The organism is Ralstonia sp. 22086, from assembly GCF_052045975.1.
GTDB lineage: Bacteria > Pseudomonadota > Gammaproteobacteria > Burkholderiales > Burkholderiaceae > Ralstonia > Ralstonia wenshanensis.
The window spans coordinates 740,541-757,060 of the sequence record NZ_JBQEPZ010000001.1; the positions used below are offsets into that span (position 1 = coordinate 740,541).

General features: G+C 62.5%; 15 protein-coding genes. All 15 read right to left on the reverse strand.

Translation table 11 applies throughout. The features are described 5' to 3' along the window. Positions 1 to 114: 114 nt before the first annotated feature. The 15 genes from ACTJK6_RS03440 to rlmN all read right to left on the reverse strand — a co-directional run bounded on the left by ACTJK6_RS03440 (position 115) and on the right by rlmN (position 16,519). The gene (locus ACTJK6_RS03440; RefSeq protein WP_232042519.1) at positions 115 to 1,455 is read right to left on the reverse strand and encodes an adenylosuccinate synthase; all 1,341 of its coding nucleotides are present in this window, start codon (positions 1,453 to 1,455) and stop codon (positions 115 to 117) included. Positions 1,456 to 1,550: 95 nt separating this feature from the next. After that, positions 1,551 to 2,714 carry an ATP phosphoribosyltransferase regulatory subunit gene (locus ACTJK6_RS03445; RefSeq protein ID WP_232042518.1) on the reverse strand — a complete coding sequence of 388 codons (1,164 nt, stop codon included), beginning with the start codon at positions 2,712 to 2,714 and terminating at the stop codon, positions 1,551 to 1,553. A gap of 58 nt (positions 2,715 to 2,772) precedes the next feature. Beyond that, entirely contained in the window at positions 2,773 to 2,973 is a 201-nt protein-coding gene (locus tag ACTJK6_RS03450) for a DUF2065 domain-containing protein (protein ID WP_232042517.1), read from the reverse strand. Between the two features lie 76 nt (positions 2,974 to 3,049). Further along, on the reverse strand, positions 3,050 to 3,964 hold the full coding sequence (gene hflC, locus ACTJK6_RS03455; protein ID WP_260802643.1) for a protease modulator HflC: 915 nt from the start codon (positions 3,962 to 3,964) through the stop codon (positions 3,050 to 3,052). A 12-nt stretch (positions 3,965 to 3,976) separates the two neighbouring features. Next, positions 3,977 to 5,353: an FtsH protease activity modulator HflK gene (gene hflK / locus ACTJK6_RS03460; protein ID WP_440838349.1), complete on the reverse strand. Its 1,377-nt coding sequence runs from the start codon at positions 5,351 to 5,353 to the stop codon at positions 3,977 to 3,979. Positions 5,354 to 5,408: 55 nt separating this feature from the next. Then, complete coding sequence (gene hflX / locus ACTJK6_RS03465) at positions 5,409 to 6,662, reverse strand: GTPase HflX (RefSeq protein WP_322016532.1); 1,254 nt, start codon at positions 6,660 to 6,662, stop codon at positions 5,409 to 5,411. Between the two features lie 73 nt (positions 6,663 to 6,735). After that, the gene (gene hfq, locus ACTJK6_RS03470; protein WP_004626316.1) at positions 6,736 to 6,975 is read right to left on the reverse strand and encodes an RNA chaperone Hfq; all 240 of its coding nucleotides are present in this window, start codon (positions 6,973 to 6,975) and stop codon (positions 6,736 to 6,738) included. A gap of 301 nt (positions 6,976 to 7,276) precedes the next feature. Beyond that, a complete protein-coding gene (der, locus tag ACTJK6_RS03475; RefSeq protein ID WP_232042513.1) occupies positions 7,277 to 8,620 on the reverse strand; it encodes a ribosome biogenesis GTPase Der in 1,344 nt (447 codons plus the stop codon). A gap of 195 nt (positions 8,621 to 8,815) precedes the next feature. Beyond that, positions 8,816 to 9,994, reverse strand: a complete 1,179-nt coding sequence (bamB, locus tag ACTJK6_RS03480; RefSeq protein WP_440838350.1) for an outer membrane protein assembly factor BamB — start codon at positions 9,992 to 9,994, stop codon at positions 8,816 to 8,818. A 48-nt stretch (positions 9,995 to 10,042) separates the two neighbouring features. Continuing rightward, on the reverse strand, positions 10,043 to 10,678 hold the full coding sequence (locus ACTJK6_RS03485) for a YfgM family protein (RefSeq protein WP_260802647.1): 636 nt from the start codon (positions 10,676 to 10,678) through the stop codon (positions 10,043 to 10,045). Positions 10,679 to 10,742: 64 nt separating this feature from the next. Further along, a complete protein-coding gene (hisS, locus tag ACTJK6_RS03490) occupies positions 10,743 to 12,065 on the reverse strand; it encodes a histidine--tRNA ligase (RefSeq protein ID WP_440838351.1) in 1,323 nt (440 codons plus the stop codon). A 96-nt stretch (positions 12,066 to 12,161) separates the two neighbouring features. Continuing rightward, the gene (gene ispG, locus ACTJK6_RS03495; RefSeq protein ID WP_440838352.1) at positions 12,162 to 13,448 is read right to left on the reverse strand and encodes a flavodoxin-dependent (E)-4-hydroxy-3-methylbut-2-enyl-diphosphate synthase; all 1,287 of its coding nucleotides are present in this window, start codon (positions 13,446 to 13,448) and stop codon (positions 12,162 to 12,164) included. A gap of 50 nt (positions 13,449 to 13,498) precedes the next feature. Beyond that, positions 13,499 to 14,581, reverse strand: coding sequence for a RodZ domain-containing protein (locus tag ACTJK6_RS03500; protein WP_440838353.1), 1,083 nt, complete (start codon positions 14,579 to 14,581; stop codon positions 13,499 to 13,501). Further along, complete coding sequence (gene pilW / locus ACTJK6_RS03505; RefSeq protein ID WP_253537080.1) at positions 14,574 to 15,371, reverse strand: type IV pilus biogenesis/stability protein PilW; 798 nt, start codon at positions 15,369 to 15,371, stop codon at positions 14,574 to 14,576. The genes ACTJK6_RS03500 and pilW overlap by 8 nt, the downstream gene beginning before the upstream one ends. Further along, positions 15,368 to 16,519, reverse strand: a complete 1,152-nt coding sequence (rlmN, locus tag ACTJK6_RS03510) for a 23S rRNA (adenine(2503)-C(2))-methyltransferase RlmN (protein ID WP_440838354.1) — start codon at positions 16,517 to 16,519, stop codon at positions 15,368 to 15,370. The genes pilW and rlmN overlap by 4 nt, the downstream gene beginning before the upstream one ends. Position 16,520: the final 1 nt, after the last annotated feature.

Here is a 16,520-nt window from a genome sequence, read left to right on the forward strand (position 1 = left end):
TGTACCTCTTCGTATCGTGAATGCGGCGTGAGTTGCCGCTATCGTGTTCTATGAAAAACGGCGCTCCATGCAAATTCGCCCGGCGAATCACCGGGCGAATCTGAGAGCAGCGCATCAGTCCTTGTAGGGATGACGCAGCAGGATGGTCTCGTCGCGGTCAGGGCCGGTGGAGATCATGGCGATCGGAATGCCAGCCACTTCTTCGACGCGCTTCAGGTAAGCCTGAGCAGTCTCGGGCAGCGCATCCCACTCCTTCAGGCCGAAGGTCGAGGTGTTCCAGCCCGGGAATTCTTCGTAGATCGGCTGGCAACGCGCCACAGCATCGGAGCCACGCGGCAGGATGTCGATTTCCTTGCCATCGAGCATGTAGCCGACGCACAGCTTGAGCGTTTCCAGGCCATCCAGCACATCGAGCTTGGTCATGCAGAGACCCGACACGCCGTTGATCTGGATCGCACGACGCAGCGCGGCGGCATCCAGCCAGCCCGTGCGGCGCGGCCGGCCAGTGACCGAGCCGAATTCCTTGCCGACATTGGCCAGACGCACGCCGATCGGATCCTGGCGCGCCGGGTTGTCCGCGTCATACAGCTCGCTCGGGAACGGGCCGGAACCCACGCGCGTGCAATACGCCTTGGTAATGCCAAGGATGTAATGCAGCTGGCCCGGACCAACGCCTGCACCCGCCGCGGCATTGCCTGCCACGCAGTTGCTCGACGTAACGAACGGATACGTACCGTGGTCGATATCGAGCAGCGTGCCTTGCGCGCCTTCGAACATCAGATTCTTGCCGGCCGCGTTGGCGGCAAACAGTTCGGCCGACACATCCGTCACCATCGGGGCGAGGCGGCCTGCGTACGACAGCATCTCGTCCAGGGTCTGCTGGAAATCCAGCGCCGGGTGATTCAGGTACTGCGTCAGAACAAAGTTGTGGAAGTCCAGGTTCTCACGCAGACGCTCGGCAAAGTAAGCCGGATCGAACAGATCCTGCACACGCAGCGCGCGGCGGGCCACTTTGTCTTCGTATGCCGGGCCGATGCCGCGGCCGGTGGTACCGATCTTGGCGGCGCCACGCTTGGCTTCGCGCGCCTTGTCGATGGCCACGTGGTACGGCAGGATCAGGTTGGTTGCTTCCGAAATGCGCAGGCGGTTCTGCACCTGCACGCCGGCCGATTCAAGCTCGTCGATTTCTTTGAACAGCGCTTCAGGCGAGAGCACGACACCGTTGCCGATGTAGCACGCGACACCATCGCGCATGATGCCCGACGGAATCAGACGCAGAATCGTCTTCTTGCCGCCGATGATGAGGGTATGGCCTGCGTTATGTCCGCCCTGGAAACGAACCACGCCTTGCGCATGATCGGTCAGCCAATCGACGATTTTCCCTTTACCTTCGTCACCCCATTGGGTGCCGATGACGACGACATTGCGTCCTTGGCTCACTGCTGGTGCGGACATGTTGAATTTGCAGATGGGTTAAAAACGTATTCTACCCTTGTTGCCAGGGCCTTCCCTGGAATTACCGGGTATTTACACAACGTTATGCAACAACTTCAGACCGAAGCGTTGCGGGGCTTGACGATCCAGCGACCGCCTTCTTCGACGAGTTGCCGATCGTAAGCGAACTCCTCCAGATCTTCCGGGTGGCCCGGCAGCGACTGGATGACAATCTCGCCCGCCGCGCGCAGCGCAGCGATCGCCTCACGAAGCTTGGCATCGCCCGACCAGGGCGCGTGGATGGCAGCGGCGCGCGCCTCCACTGGCGAAATGCCGGCGACCTCACGCAGGTCCAGCGAAAAGCCGGTCGCCGGGCGAGCACGGCCGAAAGCCTCTCCGACCTTGTCGTACCGACCGCCACGCGCCACGGCATTCGGTACACCGGCCACGTAGGCAGTGAACATCACACCGCTGTGGTAGTGGTAGCCGCGCAGATCGGCCAAGTCGATGTTGACGGCTGCCCCGCCTGCGCGCTCGGCCAGTGTAGCCAAGTCGTCCAGCGCACGGCCGATGGCGGGCAGCGCGGGCAACTGCTTACGCGCACGGTCCAGCACATCGACACCGCCGTACAGTGCTGGCAACAAGTTGATGGCGTCGCGCTGTGTCGGCGGCAAGTCGGCCGTGATAGCACGCAAAGCGGGGACGTCCTTGGCGGCGAGCGCCGTGAAGAGGTCGTCCTGAATACGACCGGCAACCGGCGACTGGTCTAGCAATGCCGCCACCACCCCAACGTGACAGAGGTCCAAGCGTACATCCGCCAGACCGGCGGCCGACAGCGCGGCAAGCATCAGCTCTTGAATTTCGAGGTCAGCTTCCAGACCGGCATGACCATAGATTTCGGCACCGATCTGCAGCGGCTCACGCGTGACGTGGAATCCACTTGGGCGCGTATGCAATACCGATCCCGCATAGCAAAGACGCGTCACGCCAGCACGGTTCAGCAAGTGTGCATCGATACGGGCGACTTGCGGCGTGATGTCGGCGCGCAGACCGATGGTGCGCCCCGAAAGTTGGTCGACCAGCTTGAACGTTTTCAGGTCCAGATCGTGTCCGGTGCCCGAAAGCAGCGACTCGATGTACTCCAGCATCGGGGGCATGACCAGTTCGTAGCCGTAAGTGCGGAACAGGTCGAGCATGCGGCGGCGCAACTCTTCAATCTTGCGCGCCTCGGAGGGCAGCACATCAGCAATGGATTCAGGCAGCAGCCAATTGGTCGGCATGGCGGTCTCGCTCGGGAGTCTTGGTACAGCAGAAAATCGTAAAAACGCAGGAAGTGCGCTAGCGATGCAGCAACCGCAGGAGGATGAGGCCAATCGCCATCGACACCAGACCGATCACGCGAAGCTTTTCGTCCGGCAGTTCGGTCAGCGTCTGGAAAGCGCGTCGCCAGGCCTGCGGCGCTACAAACGGCAGGATGCCCTCGACTACGAGCACCAGCGCGCACGCTGCCAGCAAAACGGTGGGGAGTGACTCTTCCATGGGGTGCGGTTGGCGAACGAACAAAACCCCGGCAAGCCGGGGTCTGTCCGCCTCAAATGATCAGCGACGCATTGTACTAGCGATGGCGCCCCGTCTGGGCAGCTGGCGCTGCGGCCGAGCCGCCGCCGTTCGGGCTGCGCATGTACTTGAAGAAATCGCTGTTCGGCTGCAGCACCATCACGTCCTTCCGATCGCGGAATGACGCGCGATACGCCTCCATGGAGCGCCAGAATGCGGCGAACTGCGGATCGCGGCCAAACGCATCGGCGTAAATGTCGGCGGCGCGGGCATCGCCTTCACCCTTGATCTTCTGGGCATCACGGTAGGCGTCGGCCAAGACGACTTCGCGCTGACGATCGGCATCGGCGCGAATCTTTTCGCCCTCGGCAGCCCCCGTCGAACGCAGCTCATTGGCCACACGCTTACGCTCGGCTTCCATGCGGCGATAGACCGATTCGGTCACGCTGGCCAGCAGGTCCACCCGCTTCAGGCGCACGTCGATGATGTCTACGCCGACCGACTTGCCGTACTCCTGCACGCCCTTGAGGATGCTCTGCATCACCGCTTCACGATCCGTCGATACCACGTCAGACACGGTGCGGCGCGCAAACTCATCGCGAGCGATGGAGTTGATCTTCTGCGTCATGCTGTCCTGCGCGAGGCGAGTATCGCCCTTGAAGCTCACGTAGAACAGACGCGGATCAGACACGCGCCACTTCACAAACCAGTCGACCAGCAGGTTCTTCTTTTCAGCCGTAATGAAACGGTCGGCGCCGGCCACATCGATGGTCTGCAGGCGTTTGTCCATGAACACCACGTTCTGCAGCGGCGGCGGAAGCTTGAAGTGCAGGCCCGGCTCCTTGATGACCTGCTTGATCTCACCAAAGGCGAACACCACGGCGTACTGCCGCTGATCCACCACAAACACCACCGACGAGAACACCGCCAGGGCAATGACCAGCGCCACGAAGGCAGAAATCAGACGATTCATAGTGCCCTCCTGTTAGCGCGAATCGCGGTCACGGTTCCGCAGTGCTTCGCGCGAGCGCGAATCTGCGTCATTGGCCGGCGACGGATTGGAGGGGGTCGGCACGCCCTGCACAGAACCACTGTCCTGGGGCGACGCACCAGGCGCGGCAGCCGGACGCGATGTATCGCCCTGCGTTTGCGCGATCAGCTTGTCCAGCGGCAGATACAACAGGCTGCCACTGCCCTGATCGACGAGCACCTTGGTCGAGTTGGCGTAAATGTCCTGCATGGTTTCCAGATAGATACGGTCGCGCGTGACCTGCGGCGCCTTCGCGTATTCGCGTTGCACCGACGCAAAGCGAGCCGCATCACCTTCCGCACGTGCAATGACCCGTGCCTTGTAGCCTTGCGCCTCTTCACCCAAACGTGCGGCCGTACCCTTGGCGCGCGGCACCACGTCGTTGGCATAAGCCTGACCTTCGGAGATCGCACGCTCGCGGTCCTGCCCCGCCTTGGTCACGTCATCGAACGCGGCCTGCACCTGCTCGGGCGGCTGCACGCTCTGCACGTTGACGCTAAGGATTCGGATCCCGGTCTTATACGCCGACAAGATGCGTTGAATCGACTCGGCCAGGTTGCGGCCAACGGCATCGCGACCTTCGTACAGCACCGCGTCCATCTTGTTGCGGCCGACGATCTCGCGCACCGACGTCTCTGCCGCCTGCGTCACCAGCTCTTCATCGCCGCCGCGGTCCGTACGGTTGTAGAACAGGTAGTCGACGGGGTTGGCAATGTTGTACTGAACCGAGAACCGGACGTCGACGATGTTCTCGTCTTGCGTGAGCATCGACGAGTCTTTCAGGTTTGTATCTTTGATCTGGGTAGTCCGACCGATTTCCAGCGTGCGTACACCCGACAGGTTCACGATCTCGTGCGATTCGATCGGATACGGCAAGCGCCAGTTGATACCTGGCGTTGCCAGATACTTGAAGCGGCCGAACTGCAGGATCACGCCCGTCTGGCCCTCCTGCACGATAAAGAAACCGCTCGCCAGCCACAGGCCAACAAGCACCGCCAGCAGCACACCGACGCCCAGGCCTGAACCACTTCGGCCGTTACCCGGACGCAGCGGCGTGGGGCCGTCGTTACCGTTACCGCTATCCTTGCGACCGAACAGGTTATTCAGGCGGCGATTGAAGTCGCGCCACAACTCGTCGAGGTCGGGGGGGCCGTCCTGAGGCGGCTTGCTTTGACGCTTTGGCTCGTCTTTGCCTTCGCGCTCGGCGTTGTTGTCATCGCCGCGACCCCAGCGGGGATCGTTCAGCGAAAGCAGCACACGCAAGCGGTGCCACAAACCTCGCGCCGGACGCGGCGAGGCCATGGAGGAAGACTGGGTCGAAATCTCGGGCATGAGCGGTCGGGCTTGTCCTGATTGTCTGACTGCGAAGGAGTGACGGGGCATTCTATCAGCCCTCTTCGTCACCTTTGGCTGAAGAACCGCTGTTCGGCAAGCTTTGCGACAGTTCGTCACGGTGCGCCGGCAGCGAATCACGGCGGGTATCGAAGCGCGGATCGAAATCGCCGCCATGCGGCGCGGGGTGCTCACGCAAGCGGATCGCGGTCTCGACCAGCGCCTCGCGCAATAAATCGAGCCCGGTACCTTCGATGGCGGAAACGAACACACGCCGCACGGCGCCGGATTCGTCACGCTCGATGCGCGGGCCAGCCGCACGCAGCTCCTCCGCCGCGTCAATCTTGTTCATCACCAGAATCTGGGGGATGCCGCTGGCATTGATTTCATCCAGCACGCGATCCACCTGCTCCATCTGCTCATGCTTGACGCTGCTGGCTGCATCCACCACGTGCAGCAGCACGTCTGCGTGGACGGTCTCTTCCAGTGTGGCGCGGAAAGCCGCCACCAGTTGCGTCGGCAAATCGCGGATGAACCCGACCGTGTCCGACAGCACCACGTTGCCCAGCCCTTCGAGGTACAGCCGGCGGGATGTCGTATCCAGCGTGGCGAACAACTGGTTGGCCGCGTACGCGCGCGCCTTGGTCAGCGCATTGAAAAGCGTCGATTTGCCGGCGTTGGTGTAGCCGACCAGGGAGACGGAAAACGCGTCGTTGCGGCTGCGCGAACGGCGCTGCGTATCATGCTGACGCTGCAGTTTGTCCAACTCGGACGATAGCCGCTTGGCGCGTTCGTCCAACATCCGCCGGTCCAATTCGAGCTGACGCTCGCCCGGGCCACCGCGCAGACCGACACCGCCTTTCTGGCGCTCCAAGTGGCTCCACGCACGCACCAGACGTGCCGCCTGATATCGCACGCGAGCGAGCTCAACCTGCACCTTGCCGACGTGGCTTTGCGCGCGCTGGCTGAAAATATCGAGAATGAGGCCGGTCCGGTCCACGACGTGGCGCCCGAAAAAGCGCTCGAGGTTGCGCTGCTGAGCTGGGCTCAGCGCATGGTTGAAGATGACGATTTCCGCATCCTCCTCGTCTGCGGCGATCTTTACTTCCTCCGCCTTGCCTGCGCCGATGAACAGCGCTGCATCAGGCCGGGAACGCTTACCCGTAACCGCGCGCACCGGTTCAGAGCCGGCTGTGGAGGCCAACAGGGCCAGTTCACTCAGACTTTCTTGGAAATCATGCTTGCCGAAATCGACGGCGACCAAAATGGCGCGCGTCGGCTCCGAGCTGGAGGTGGGATGGGATGCCAAACGGGGAAATAGAGAAGGGAGAAACGGGGTGGGTGCGTCCCGCCGCGCGGACGGCGGCGGGAGCGAGGCAGAATCAGGCGTCAGGCGCTTCGTCCACGCGGAAGTTCACGGCACGGGCCGGCACCACGGTGGAGATTGCGTGCTTGTACACCATCTGCGTCACGGTATTACGCAGGAGCACGACGTACTGGTCGAACGACTCGATGTTGCCTTGCAGCTTGATACCGTTGACGAGATAGATCGACACCGGCACATGCTCCTTACGCAGCGCATTCAGAAACGGGTCTTGTAGCAATTGCCCTTTGTTGCTCATGGCACACTCCAGATTTATAGGTTTAGTGATGGGTTATGGGGCTAGGAAGCCCGGGTTCAAGCAGGCGACGCAAAAAAAGTTCGTCAAAAGAGTCGGCCAGACGCGTCCAAATGACGCCAATGGCGCCTGGGATTTGCAGACACCAAGCGCCATGTCTCGAGAATTTAGCCTTAGAAATCAGGGAAAGCAAACGGAAAACCGATGACCCCGCCATATGAAATGGCTCGGCCTTTTTGGTGATCCCCCGTTCAAATGCCCCCGCGTCACACGCCCCCGCCGTGGAGCACCGCCCGTGCGATGCTCAATCGTTCGATTGGGCGTACGGGTTTTTGTTCGTACGAAATTCGATCCGCAGCGGTGTGCCCTTCAGTTGGAAGGCCTCCCGGAAACGCCCTTCCAAGTAGCGGCGGTAGGTCTCGGGAATATTCGACAGCGCATTGCCGTGAATCACCACGATTGGCGGGTTGGAACCGCCCTGGTGCGCGTAGCGCAGCTTCGGGCGCGAGACGCCTGCGCGACGCGGCTGCTGATACTCGACTGCCTCCATCAGCACGCGCGTGAGCTTGGGTGTCGGCAGCTTGACCATGGCGGCAGCGTACGCGGCGTCCACGGACTTCATCAGCGCGCCAATGCCCGTGCCCTCCTTGGCCGAGATGTAATGCACGTTGGCAAACGAAAGGAACTGCAGCTTGCGCTCCATATCGTGCTTGATGCGATCGCGTGCATGGCCGGTCAGACCATCCCACTTGTTGACGCCAATCACCAGCGCCCGCCCGGACTCTACGATGAATCCGGCGATATGCGCGTCCTGGTCGGAAATGTCCTGCTGCGCGTCGAGGATCAGCACAACCACGTTGGCGTCGGCAATCGACTGCAGCGTCTTCACCACCGAGAACTTCTCAATTGCCTCGAACACCTTGCCACGCTTGCGCAAGCCGGCCGTATCGATGAGCGTGTAAGGCTTGCCGTTACGCTCGAAATCCACATAGATGGCGTCGCGCGTGGTGCCCGGCATATCGAATGCGATCACACGCTCTTCGCCGATCAACGCGTTCACCAGCGTCGACTTGCCCACGTTCGGACGACCAACGATGGCAATGCGGGTGCCATGGTCGTGCGCGTCGGCTGCCTCGGCAAGTTCAGGGCGCTCGGCAAACGCCAGGTCGAGCGCCTCGGCCACCAAATCATTGACCCCGTCACCGTGCGCGGCCGAGATGGCAGCCGGATCGCCCAGGCCAAGCTCGTAGAAGTCGCTGGCGACGGCGGTGTAGCGCATGCCCTCAGCCTTGTTGACGGCCAAAAGGATGCGGCGCCCGGTTTTGCGCAGATAGTCGGCGATCACGCGATCCTGCGGCGCCAGCCCCAGACGACCATCGACGATAAAGATCACGACATCGGCTTCGACCACGGCCTGACGCGTCTGCTTGGCCATCTCTGCAACGATGCCGTCCTTGGCGACAGGTTCGAAGCCGCCGGTATCGATAGCGATGAACGGACGATCGCCCACGCGGCCCTCACCGTAGTGGCGATCGCGCGTCAAGCCCGGGATATCCGCCACCAACGCGTCACGCGAGCGCGTCAGACGGTTGAAGAGGGTCGATTTGCCGACATTCGGCCGCCCTACGAGGGCAATGACTGGTTTCATGCTTGTGTGCCGCACGCGAATGGCGCAACGGCAAATTCTGGTTGTTGCAACTGCGGTTGGCATCTGTACGGCTGAATGCCTGACGACACAGATGCAAGACGCCCGCGGAATACGCGGGCGCAAGTTCAAGGCGGCGATACCGCCCCGATGTGATGCGTGTGCCGCCGCAGCCCATCCGGGCCAAGGCGGCCGATGTTACTTAGGCAAATAGCCGTAGACACCGCCACCGCGGGTTTGCACGACCAGCGTCTGGCCAACTACCACGGGTGCTGCTCCAATGGCGCTGCTGTCGGTCTTCACGCGGGCGACGAACTTGCCGTCATCACGGGACAGGAAGTGCAGCCAACCTTCGGAATCGCCCACGATGACCGCACGGCCAAACGCCAGCGGCGTACCGAGGTCGCGCCACAGCAGCGCGTCGTTCTTCCAGAGGTCAGCGCCGTTTTGTGCGTTAAAACCGTAGACCACCGACTTCTCGTCAGCGGCAAACAGCCCGTCATCCTCTTGCGTTACACCGGTCGGCGACGAGAAATCACGACCCCAGCGCGGTGCGCCGGTGCTCGTATCGAAACATGCCACGCGCCCTTGGAAGCTGGCTGCACAGACTTGCGAACCGTTGACCGACGGTGCCCCCGTCACATCGTTGAGGCGCTCGATTTCCGATACCCCACGCGGATACGACACGGCAGCTTCCCAGCGCAAGGCGCCGTTGCTGGCCGACAGTGCGCCGAGCTTGCCGCCTGCAAATCCGAGGATGATGTTATCGCCGGAGAAAATCATCGGGAGACTGCTGCGCAGGTTCAGCGCCGACGGAGAACGCTGGTAAATCCACTTGCGTTCGCCATTGCTGGGGTCCAGACCCATGACGCGGCCATCGGTCGTACGGACGATCACCAATCCCTGGCCAACCAGCGGCGCCGTCAGGACTTCACCGTTGACAGCAACTTTCCACTTCTGTGCGCCTTTCTCGTCGAACGCGATGACCGCACCCTTCTCACCCGCCACGGCTGTCAGGGTGCCATCGCTGCCAGGACCGGAGGTGAGGTCCACGTCTGCCTTGCCTTGCCAAACCGTGCGACCGGTGGCGCCATCCAGGGCGGTGACAGTACCGCCAGCGGCCGACACATAGACGTTGTTGCCCGCCACCGCCGGCTGCATCACGTAGCGGCCGCTCTTGCCGACGCTCACGCTCCACACCTGGCGCACGGCCAGCACTTGCTGAACGTCCCTCAGCTTGGCCGGTTCATGCTTGTTCTTGCTGCTGAACAGCGAGCAACCGCCAAGGACAGCCGTCGCTGCCAGTGCCAGCACTGCCACGCGTGCCGCCCGTGCAACACCGCGCGCAGCACCACCCTGCTCAAGTGCGTGAATCATGAAATCGGGATCCTTTTGTTATGCGTCGAATTGCATGGGGTGCGCCAATCAGGCGCCGCCCAGGGCATCCAGCTTGAACTGCACGATCTGGCGCGCCGAAGCATCGGCCGGACCGAACTTTTCCAGCGCCAGCTTGTAGGCGGCACGGGCATCTTCGTTCTTGTTCTGCGCGGCCAGCAGATCGCCGCGACGATCGGCGTACAAGCCCGCAAACGCCGGCGCTACGTCGCCGGAGACTAGCGCGATGCCCTGATCGTAGGCTTTCTCATCGAGCAGGAGACCGGCCAGACGCAGCTTGGCGAGCGCCTTGTATTCATCGTCGCGCGCATGATCAACCGTCCATTGCAGCTGCGCCTTGGCGCCGGCCGCATCGTTGGCTTCGTAAAGCGCCTTGGCCGCCGCCAACGCGGTCATCTGCGCGTAGGCCGTGCCACCGAACTTGTCTTCCATGTCAGTCGCGGCGCGCTTGATCTTTTCAGCGTCCTTGCCATCAACGGCCTTCTGCACTTGCTCGTACAGCACGGACGCTTCGCCGGCCTGCTTACGCTGCCAGTTTTTCCAGCCGAACCAACCGGCCACGGCCAGCAGCACCACGATGGCGATCCACGTGATCACGTTGCCGTTATCACGCCACCAGTGCTTGAGACTCTCTATCTGTTCCTGTTCTTCGAGATCGTAGGCCATGCTTTGCAGAGCTTGAATATTGGAAGTGGATCGCGGTGGTTCGCTGCGGAACGCACTGTCGCGGTTAGTCGTTGTTGGCCACCATGGCATCGATCAGGCGGTCGACCAGTTGGTCCGACGGCACGGTCTGCTGGGCATCCGCGGCCGGATCGCCACGCAGCGGTTTGATCTGTGCAACACCTTGGGTGACCTCATCGTCGCCAATGATAACCGCATAGGATGCGCCACTTGCGTCTGCGCGCTTGAACTGCGACTTGAAGCTACCGTTGCGGCCTTCAGGCGAGGCGTGAAGGATGACGTCGAGGCCGGCATCGCGCAGCCGCTCTGCCGCAATCAACGCCTGCACCTGCGCCTCATCGCCCTGATGGACGATGTACACGTCACAGCCTTGCGCTTCGGGCTCCAGCTTCTCCTCACGCAACAGTTCGATGATGCGCTCAACGCCCATCGCCCAGCCACATGCGGGGGCTGGCTTCCCGCCGATCTGCTCGATCAGCGGGTCATAGCGGCCGCCGCCGGCCACGGTGCCCTGTGCACCCAGCTTATCGGTGGTCCACTCGAAGACGGTCAGGTTGTAATAATCCAGCCCGCGCACCAGACGCGGATTGATGGTGAACGGAATGTTGTTCGCCTTCAGCAGCCTCTGCACGCCTTCAAAGTGTGCGCGCGATTCGTCGCCCAGATAGTCGATCAGCTTCGGCGCGCCCACCGCCATTTCCTGCAGCGCCGGATTCTTTGTGTCGAGCACCCGCAGCGGATTGGTGTAAAGACGGCGCTTGCCGTCCTCATCCAGAATGTCCTGGAAGCCTTCCAGATACTTGATGAGATCGGCGCGGTGCGCAGCGCGCTCTTCCGCCTGACCGAGCGAATTCAACTCAAGCTTCAGACCGACCAGACCGAGATCGTCCCACAGGCGCTGGCACATCAGGATGACTTCTGCGTCGATGTCCGGGCCCGCAAAGCCCAGCGCTTCCACACCCACCTGATGGAACTGGCGATAGCGACCGCGCTGCGGACGCTCGTGGCGGAACATCGGGCCGGTGTACCACAAGCGCTTCGGGCCGTCGTACAGCAGGTTGTGCTCGATCACGGCGCGGACGGCGGCGGCGGTGCCTTCCGGGCGCATGGTCAGTTGCTCGCCGTTCAACGCATCGGTGAAGGTGTACATCTCCTTCTCGACGATGTCCGTCACCTCGCCGATGCCACGCACGAACAATTGCGTCTGCTCGACGATCGGCGTGCGGATCTGCTGGTAGCCATAGGCGCGCAGCATGCTGCGCACGGCGTTATCAAAATGCTCCCACAGCGGGGCGTCACTAGGCAGCAGATCGTTCATGCCTTTGACGCCGGCGATCTTCTGCACGCGTTGTTTCTGTGTATCGCTCATGATGTCACGTTGAAAGCCCGCCTCTCGCATCTACCTTCGTGCGGGGGCCGGCCGGTCGTTTCGCGCTTCAGCTTCAAGCTTTGAAGCCTGAGCCGCTTAGACCGTCGCCGGGGTCTGTGCGCCGTAATGCGTGCGCACGTACTCGTCGACGATCGTCTGGAAATCTTCTGTGATGCGCTCGCCGCGCAGCGTTTTCACCTTCACGCCGTCAACGAACACCGGCGCCGCCGGCGATTCGCCCGTGCCTGGCAGCGAAATGCCGATGTTGGCGTGCTTGCTCTCGCCGGGGCCGTTGACGATGCAGCCCATCACGGCCACGTTCATCTCTTCGACGCCGGGGTACTGCTTTTTCCACGTCGGCATCTGCTCACGCAGGTACGACTGGATGCGCGCCGCCAACTCCTGGAACACCGTACTGGTCGTGCGCCCGCAACCCGGGCACGCGATCACCATGGGCGTGAAATTGCGCAGGCCCATGGTCTGCAGAATCTCTTGCGCGACGATGACTTCCTTCTCGCGCGGCGCACCCGGTTCCGGCGTGAGCGAAATGCGGATCGTGTCGCCGATGCCCTCCTGCAGCAACACCGAAAGCGCCGCCGTGGAAGCGACAATCCCCTTGCTACCCATGCCTGCCTCTGTCAGCCCCAGGTGCAGCGCGTAATTGCAGCGACGCGCCAACTCGCGGTACACAGCAATCAGATCCTGCACCGCTGACACCTTGCACGACAGGATGATCTGGCTGCCCGGCAAGCCAAGCTCTTCAGCCTTCTGCGCGGACTGGATCGCCGAGGTAATCAGCGCCTCGACCATCACAGCCCGGGCATCCCACGGAGTTGCACGCTGTGCGTTCTCGTCCATGATGCGCGCGAGAAGATCCTGATCAAGGCTGCCCCAGTTCACGCCGATACGCACCGGCTTGTCGTAGCGGCAGGCGATCTCGATCATCTGTGCGAACTGCGTGTCTCGCTTGGCACCCTGCCCGACGTTGCCCGGGTTGATCCGATACTTGGAAAGCGCCTGCGCGCACTCCGGATAGTCCTGCAGCAACTTGTGGCCGTTGTAGTGAAAATCGCCGACCAGCGGCACGTCCACACCCATGCGGTCGAGCTGCTCGCGGATGGCCGGCACTGCAGCGGCAGCGGCCGGCGTATCGACCGTGATGCGCACCAACTCAGAGCCGGCGCGTGCGAGTTCCTTTACCTGGATTGCGGTACCGATGGCGTCCGACGTGTCGGTATTCGTCATCGATTGCACGCAGACCGGCGCATCGCCGCCAACGTGCACAACGCGATCGCCCCAGCGGATTTCTGCCGCGCGCGAGTTCCGGCGCGGCAAAGGGCCGACCAAGGCTGGAGCGCAATCGAGAGGCGTGGTGATTTCCATGATCAGGCAAGGCGCGCCGCCTACAGGCACCGCGCCATTTACAAAACGGTTCAGGGCAACGTGGCCCGTGCCACGCGATTGCGGGCGTACTTCTGAAGATCGACGGTGGCACCGCCCACGGCCAGCGATTCAACAGCTTCCGCATTGCCGAAGACGACCTTGAACGGCGGCGTGCCGGTCAGATCGCGTGCGTCGCCTTCCTTGGAAATACCACTGGCGAGCGTCTTGCCGGTCTTATCTTTGATCTCGTACCAGGACGGACCCGAGAAGCGTACCGAGACCGTGCCGCTGCCCGATTCAGCCGGCTTGGCGGCTTCTGCCGGCAGCGCAACGATCGGAGCGTCGACGTTGATGACAGCCGGCTTGGCACTCGCACCCGCTACAGCGGGAGCCGGCGCGCCACCGTTGTCCGAACGCGGCAGCGTAGGCGGCGGCGCCAGCGGCGCAGTCACCACACCGGACGCCGGAGCGGCCGGTGCAACGGGCGTCAATGGCGTCGGCATCGAAGCGGCCGGCGCTTCTGCCGGTGCCTGCTCAGCCGCCGGAGCCACTTGCGCGGGCGCGGCTTGCTCCGCAGTCGGTGCTTCCTTCGCGGTTGAGTCGGTGCTCTGCGTAGCCGCCGTTTGCGTGGCAAACCACTGCTTGAGACGGTCCATACCCGCGAGCGCACCGGCGGCCACGATCACCGCAACCAGCACACCAATCAGCCAGCGACCACTGCCACCCCGACGCTTGGCAAAGCTCGGCTTGTCGGAGAACGATTCACCGAGCCCGCCTTCAGGGCGCAATCCGATGTTGGTGACCTGCGCACGCGCGTTCAAACGCGCAAGCTGATCATCGACATCGACCTGCAGAGCGCGCGCATAGGCGCGGATGAGGCCCTTGGTAAACGTCATGTCGGGCAACGCACTGACATCCGCCGACTCCACCGCCAACAACTTGCCCGGCGCCACTTTCAAGCGCGTGGCCAGATCGTCGACCGTCAGACGCTGACGCTCGCGGCCGGCACGCAGACGTTCGGCAATCTGACGCAACGCATCGTCGCGCTCAGGCGACGCGGCGGCAGACGGATTCGAGGCAGGCGCAGTGCCGTGAGAGAGGTCGGCAGCGCTTGCCACGTCGCGGTCAGTCATCCCAGGCTCCTCGTTCGAATGCCGCCTCTTCGGGCGCATTGGGGAAGCGACGCTGCAATTGCGCGCTCCATGCGTTCTGCTGCGAAGTGTCACCCAGGCGACGCGCGATGCGCGCGCCCAGCCACAGGCTTTCTGCCGTCGCATTGCCACGGCCATTCACACGTTCGATAAACGGCATGGCACGCGCATATTCGCGGCGTTTGTAATAAAGCTGCGCCAACGTGAGGTTAGTCAGCAGATTGTTCGCGTCGATGTAGGTGGCGCGCGTCAGGCTCTTCTCCGCGCCATCAAGATCGCCCTGACGCATCTGGCAAACGCCCAGGTTCGTCCACGGTTTGGCCGGGCTGGCAGCAGCAGGCGTCTCGATGGCCTGGCGCAACATCGCCATGCCTTGATCCGGCTTGCCGCCTTGCGAGCACAGGAACCAGCCATAGTTGTTCAGCAGGTCACCATCTTGCGGAGTCGCTGCCAGCGCGCTGCGGAAACTCTCGTCAGCCTGTTCGCGTTGACCGAGATTCATATAGGCCAGCGCGCGGATGTGATACGCATTTGGGACACTCGGATCAATCGCGATGGCGTTCTTGATTTCCTCAAGCGCTGTCGCATTCTGACCAGCTTCCAAGTATTGCGTCGCGAGCTGCAACCGGATCGCGGCGCGACGGCCGGCGTCAGCCTTTTGATCCGGGACGGTCGTGACTTCTCGTGTCTGTGTCTGGACCGGCGGCGACAATGCGCACCCGGCAGCTGCCAGCGTGAAGACCAGACTGACAGCAGTCGACCAACGCTTCATGCGGTACCCATGCGGTGAGTTGAGTCGGCCCCGACCACGGGGATCTCGACGATCTTGCCGAACTTGCCGCGCTCGGCCAGGCGTGTGCGATCTTTGACCTCGCCGGCGAGCTGACCGCAGGCCGCATCGATGTCGTCACCCCGCGTCTTGCGGATGGTCGTGACAATGCCGGCATCCAGCAGCACCTGTGAGAAGCGGCGGATCTGCTCATTGTTCGAGCGCTTCAACCCCGATTCCGGGAACGGGTTGAATGGGATCAGATTGAACTTGCACGGCACGTCGGCCACGACGCGCAGCAGTTCACGGGCATGCTCGACGGTGTCGTTGACGCCATCAAGCATGCAGTATTCAAAGGTGATGAAATCGCGCGGCGCAAACTCAAGATAGCGGCGGCAAGCTGCCATCAGTTCGGCCAGCGGGTACTTCTTGTTGAGCGGCACGAGCACGTCGCGCAACGCATCGTTGGACGCATGCAGAGACACTGCAAGCGCCACAGGCACATCGCGCGCAAGGCGGTCCATCATCGGCACAACGCCAGAAGTGGACACCGTTACGCGGCGCCGCGAAAGGCCATACGCATTGTCATCCAGCATCAGGGCCAGCGCCGGCACCACGGCGTCGTAGTTCAGCAGCGGCTCGCCCATGCCCATCATTACCACGTTGGTGATAACGCGATCGTCCTTGGGGCCGCGGCCGAGCTGCTTGCGCATGGCGAACTCGGCCATCCACAGCTGACCGATAATCTCGCCCGTGCTGAGATTGCGCGAGAAGCCCTGCTTGCCGGTCGAACAGAACCGGCAGTTGACGGCACACCCCGCCTGAGACGATACGCACAACGTGCCACGCGTCTCTTCGGGGATGTAGACCGTCTCGACTGCATTGCCCTGCCCTACGTCGACGAGCCACTTGCGCGTGCCGTCCGACGAAAGGTGATCGGTAATGACCGCCGGCGCCTGGATGTTGGCGCGGGTCGCAAGCTTTTCGCGCAACGACTTGGCGAGATCGGTCATCTCGCCAAAATCGGATGCGCCCGACTGGTGAATCCAGCGCTGCAACTGCTTGGCGCGAAACGACTTCTCGCCCAGACTCTCGCAGTACGCGACAAGGCCCTGTGCGTCGAAATCGAGGAGATTCACCACATCGCTCATG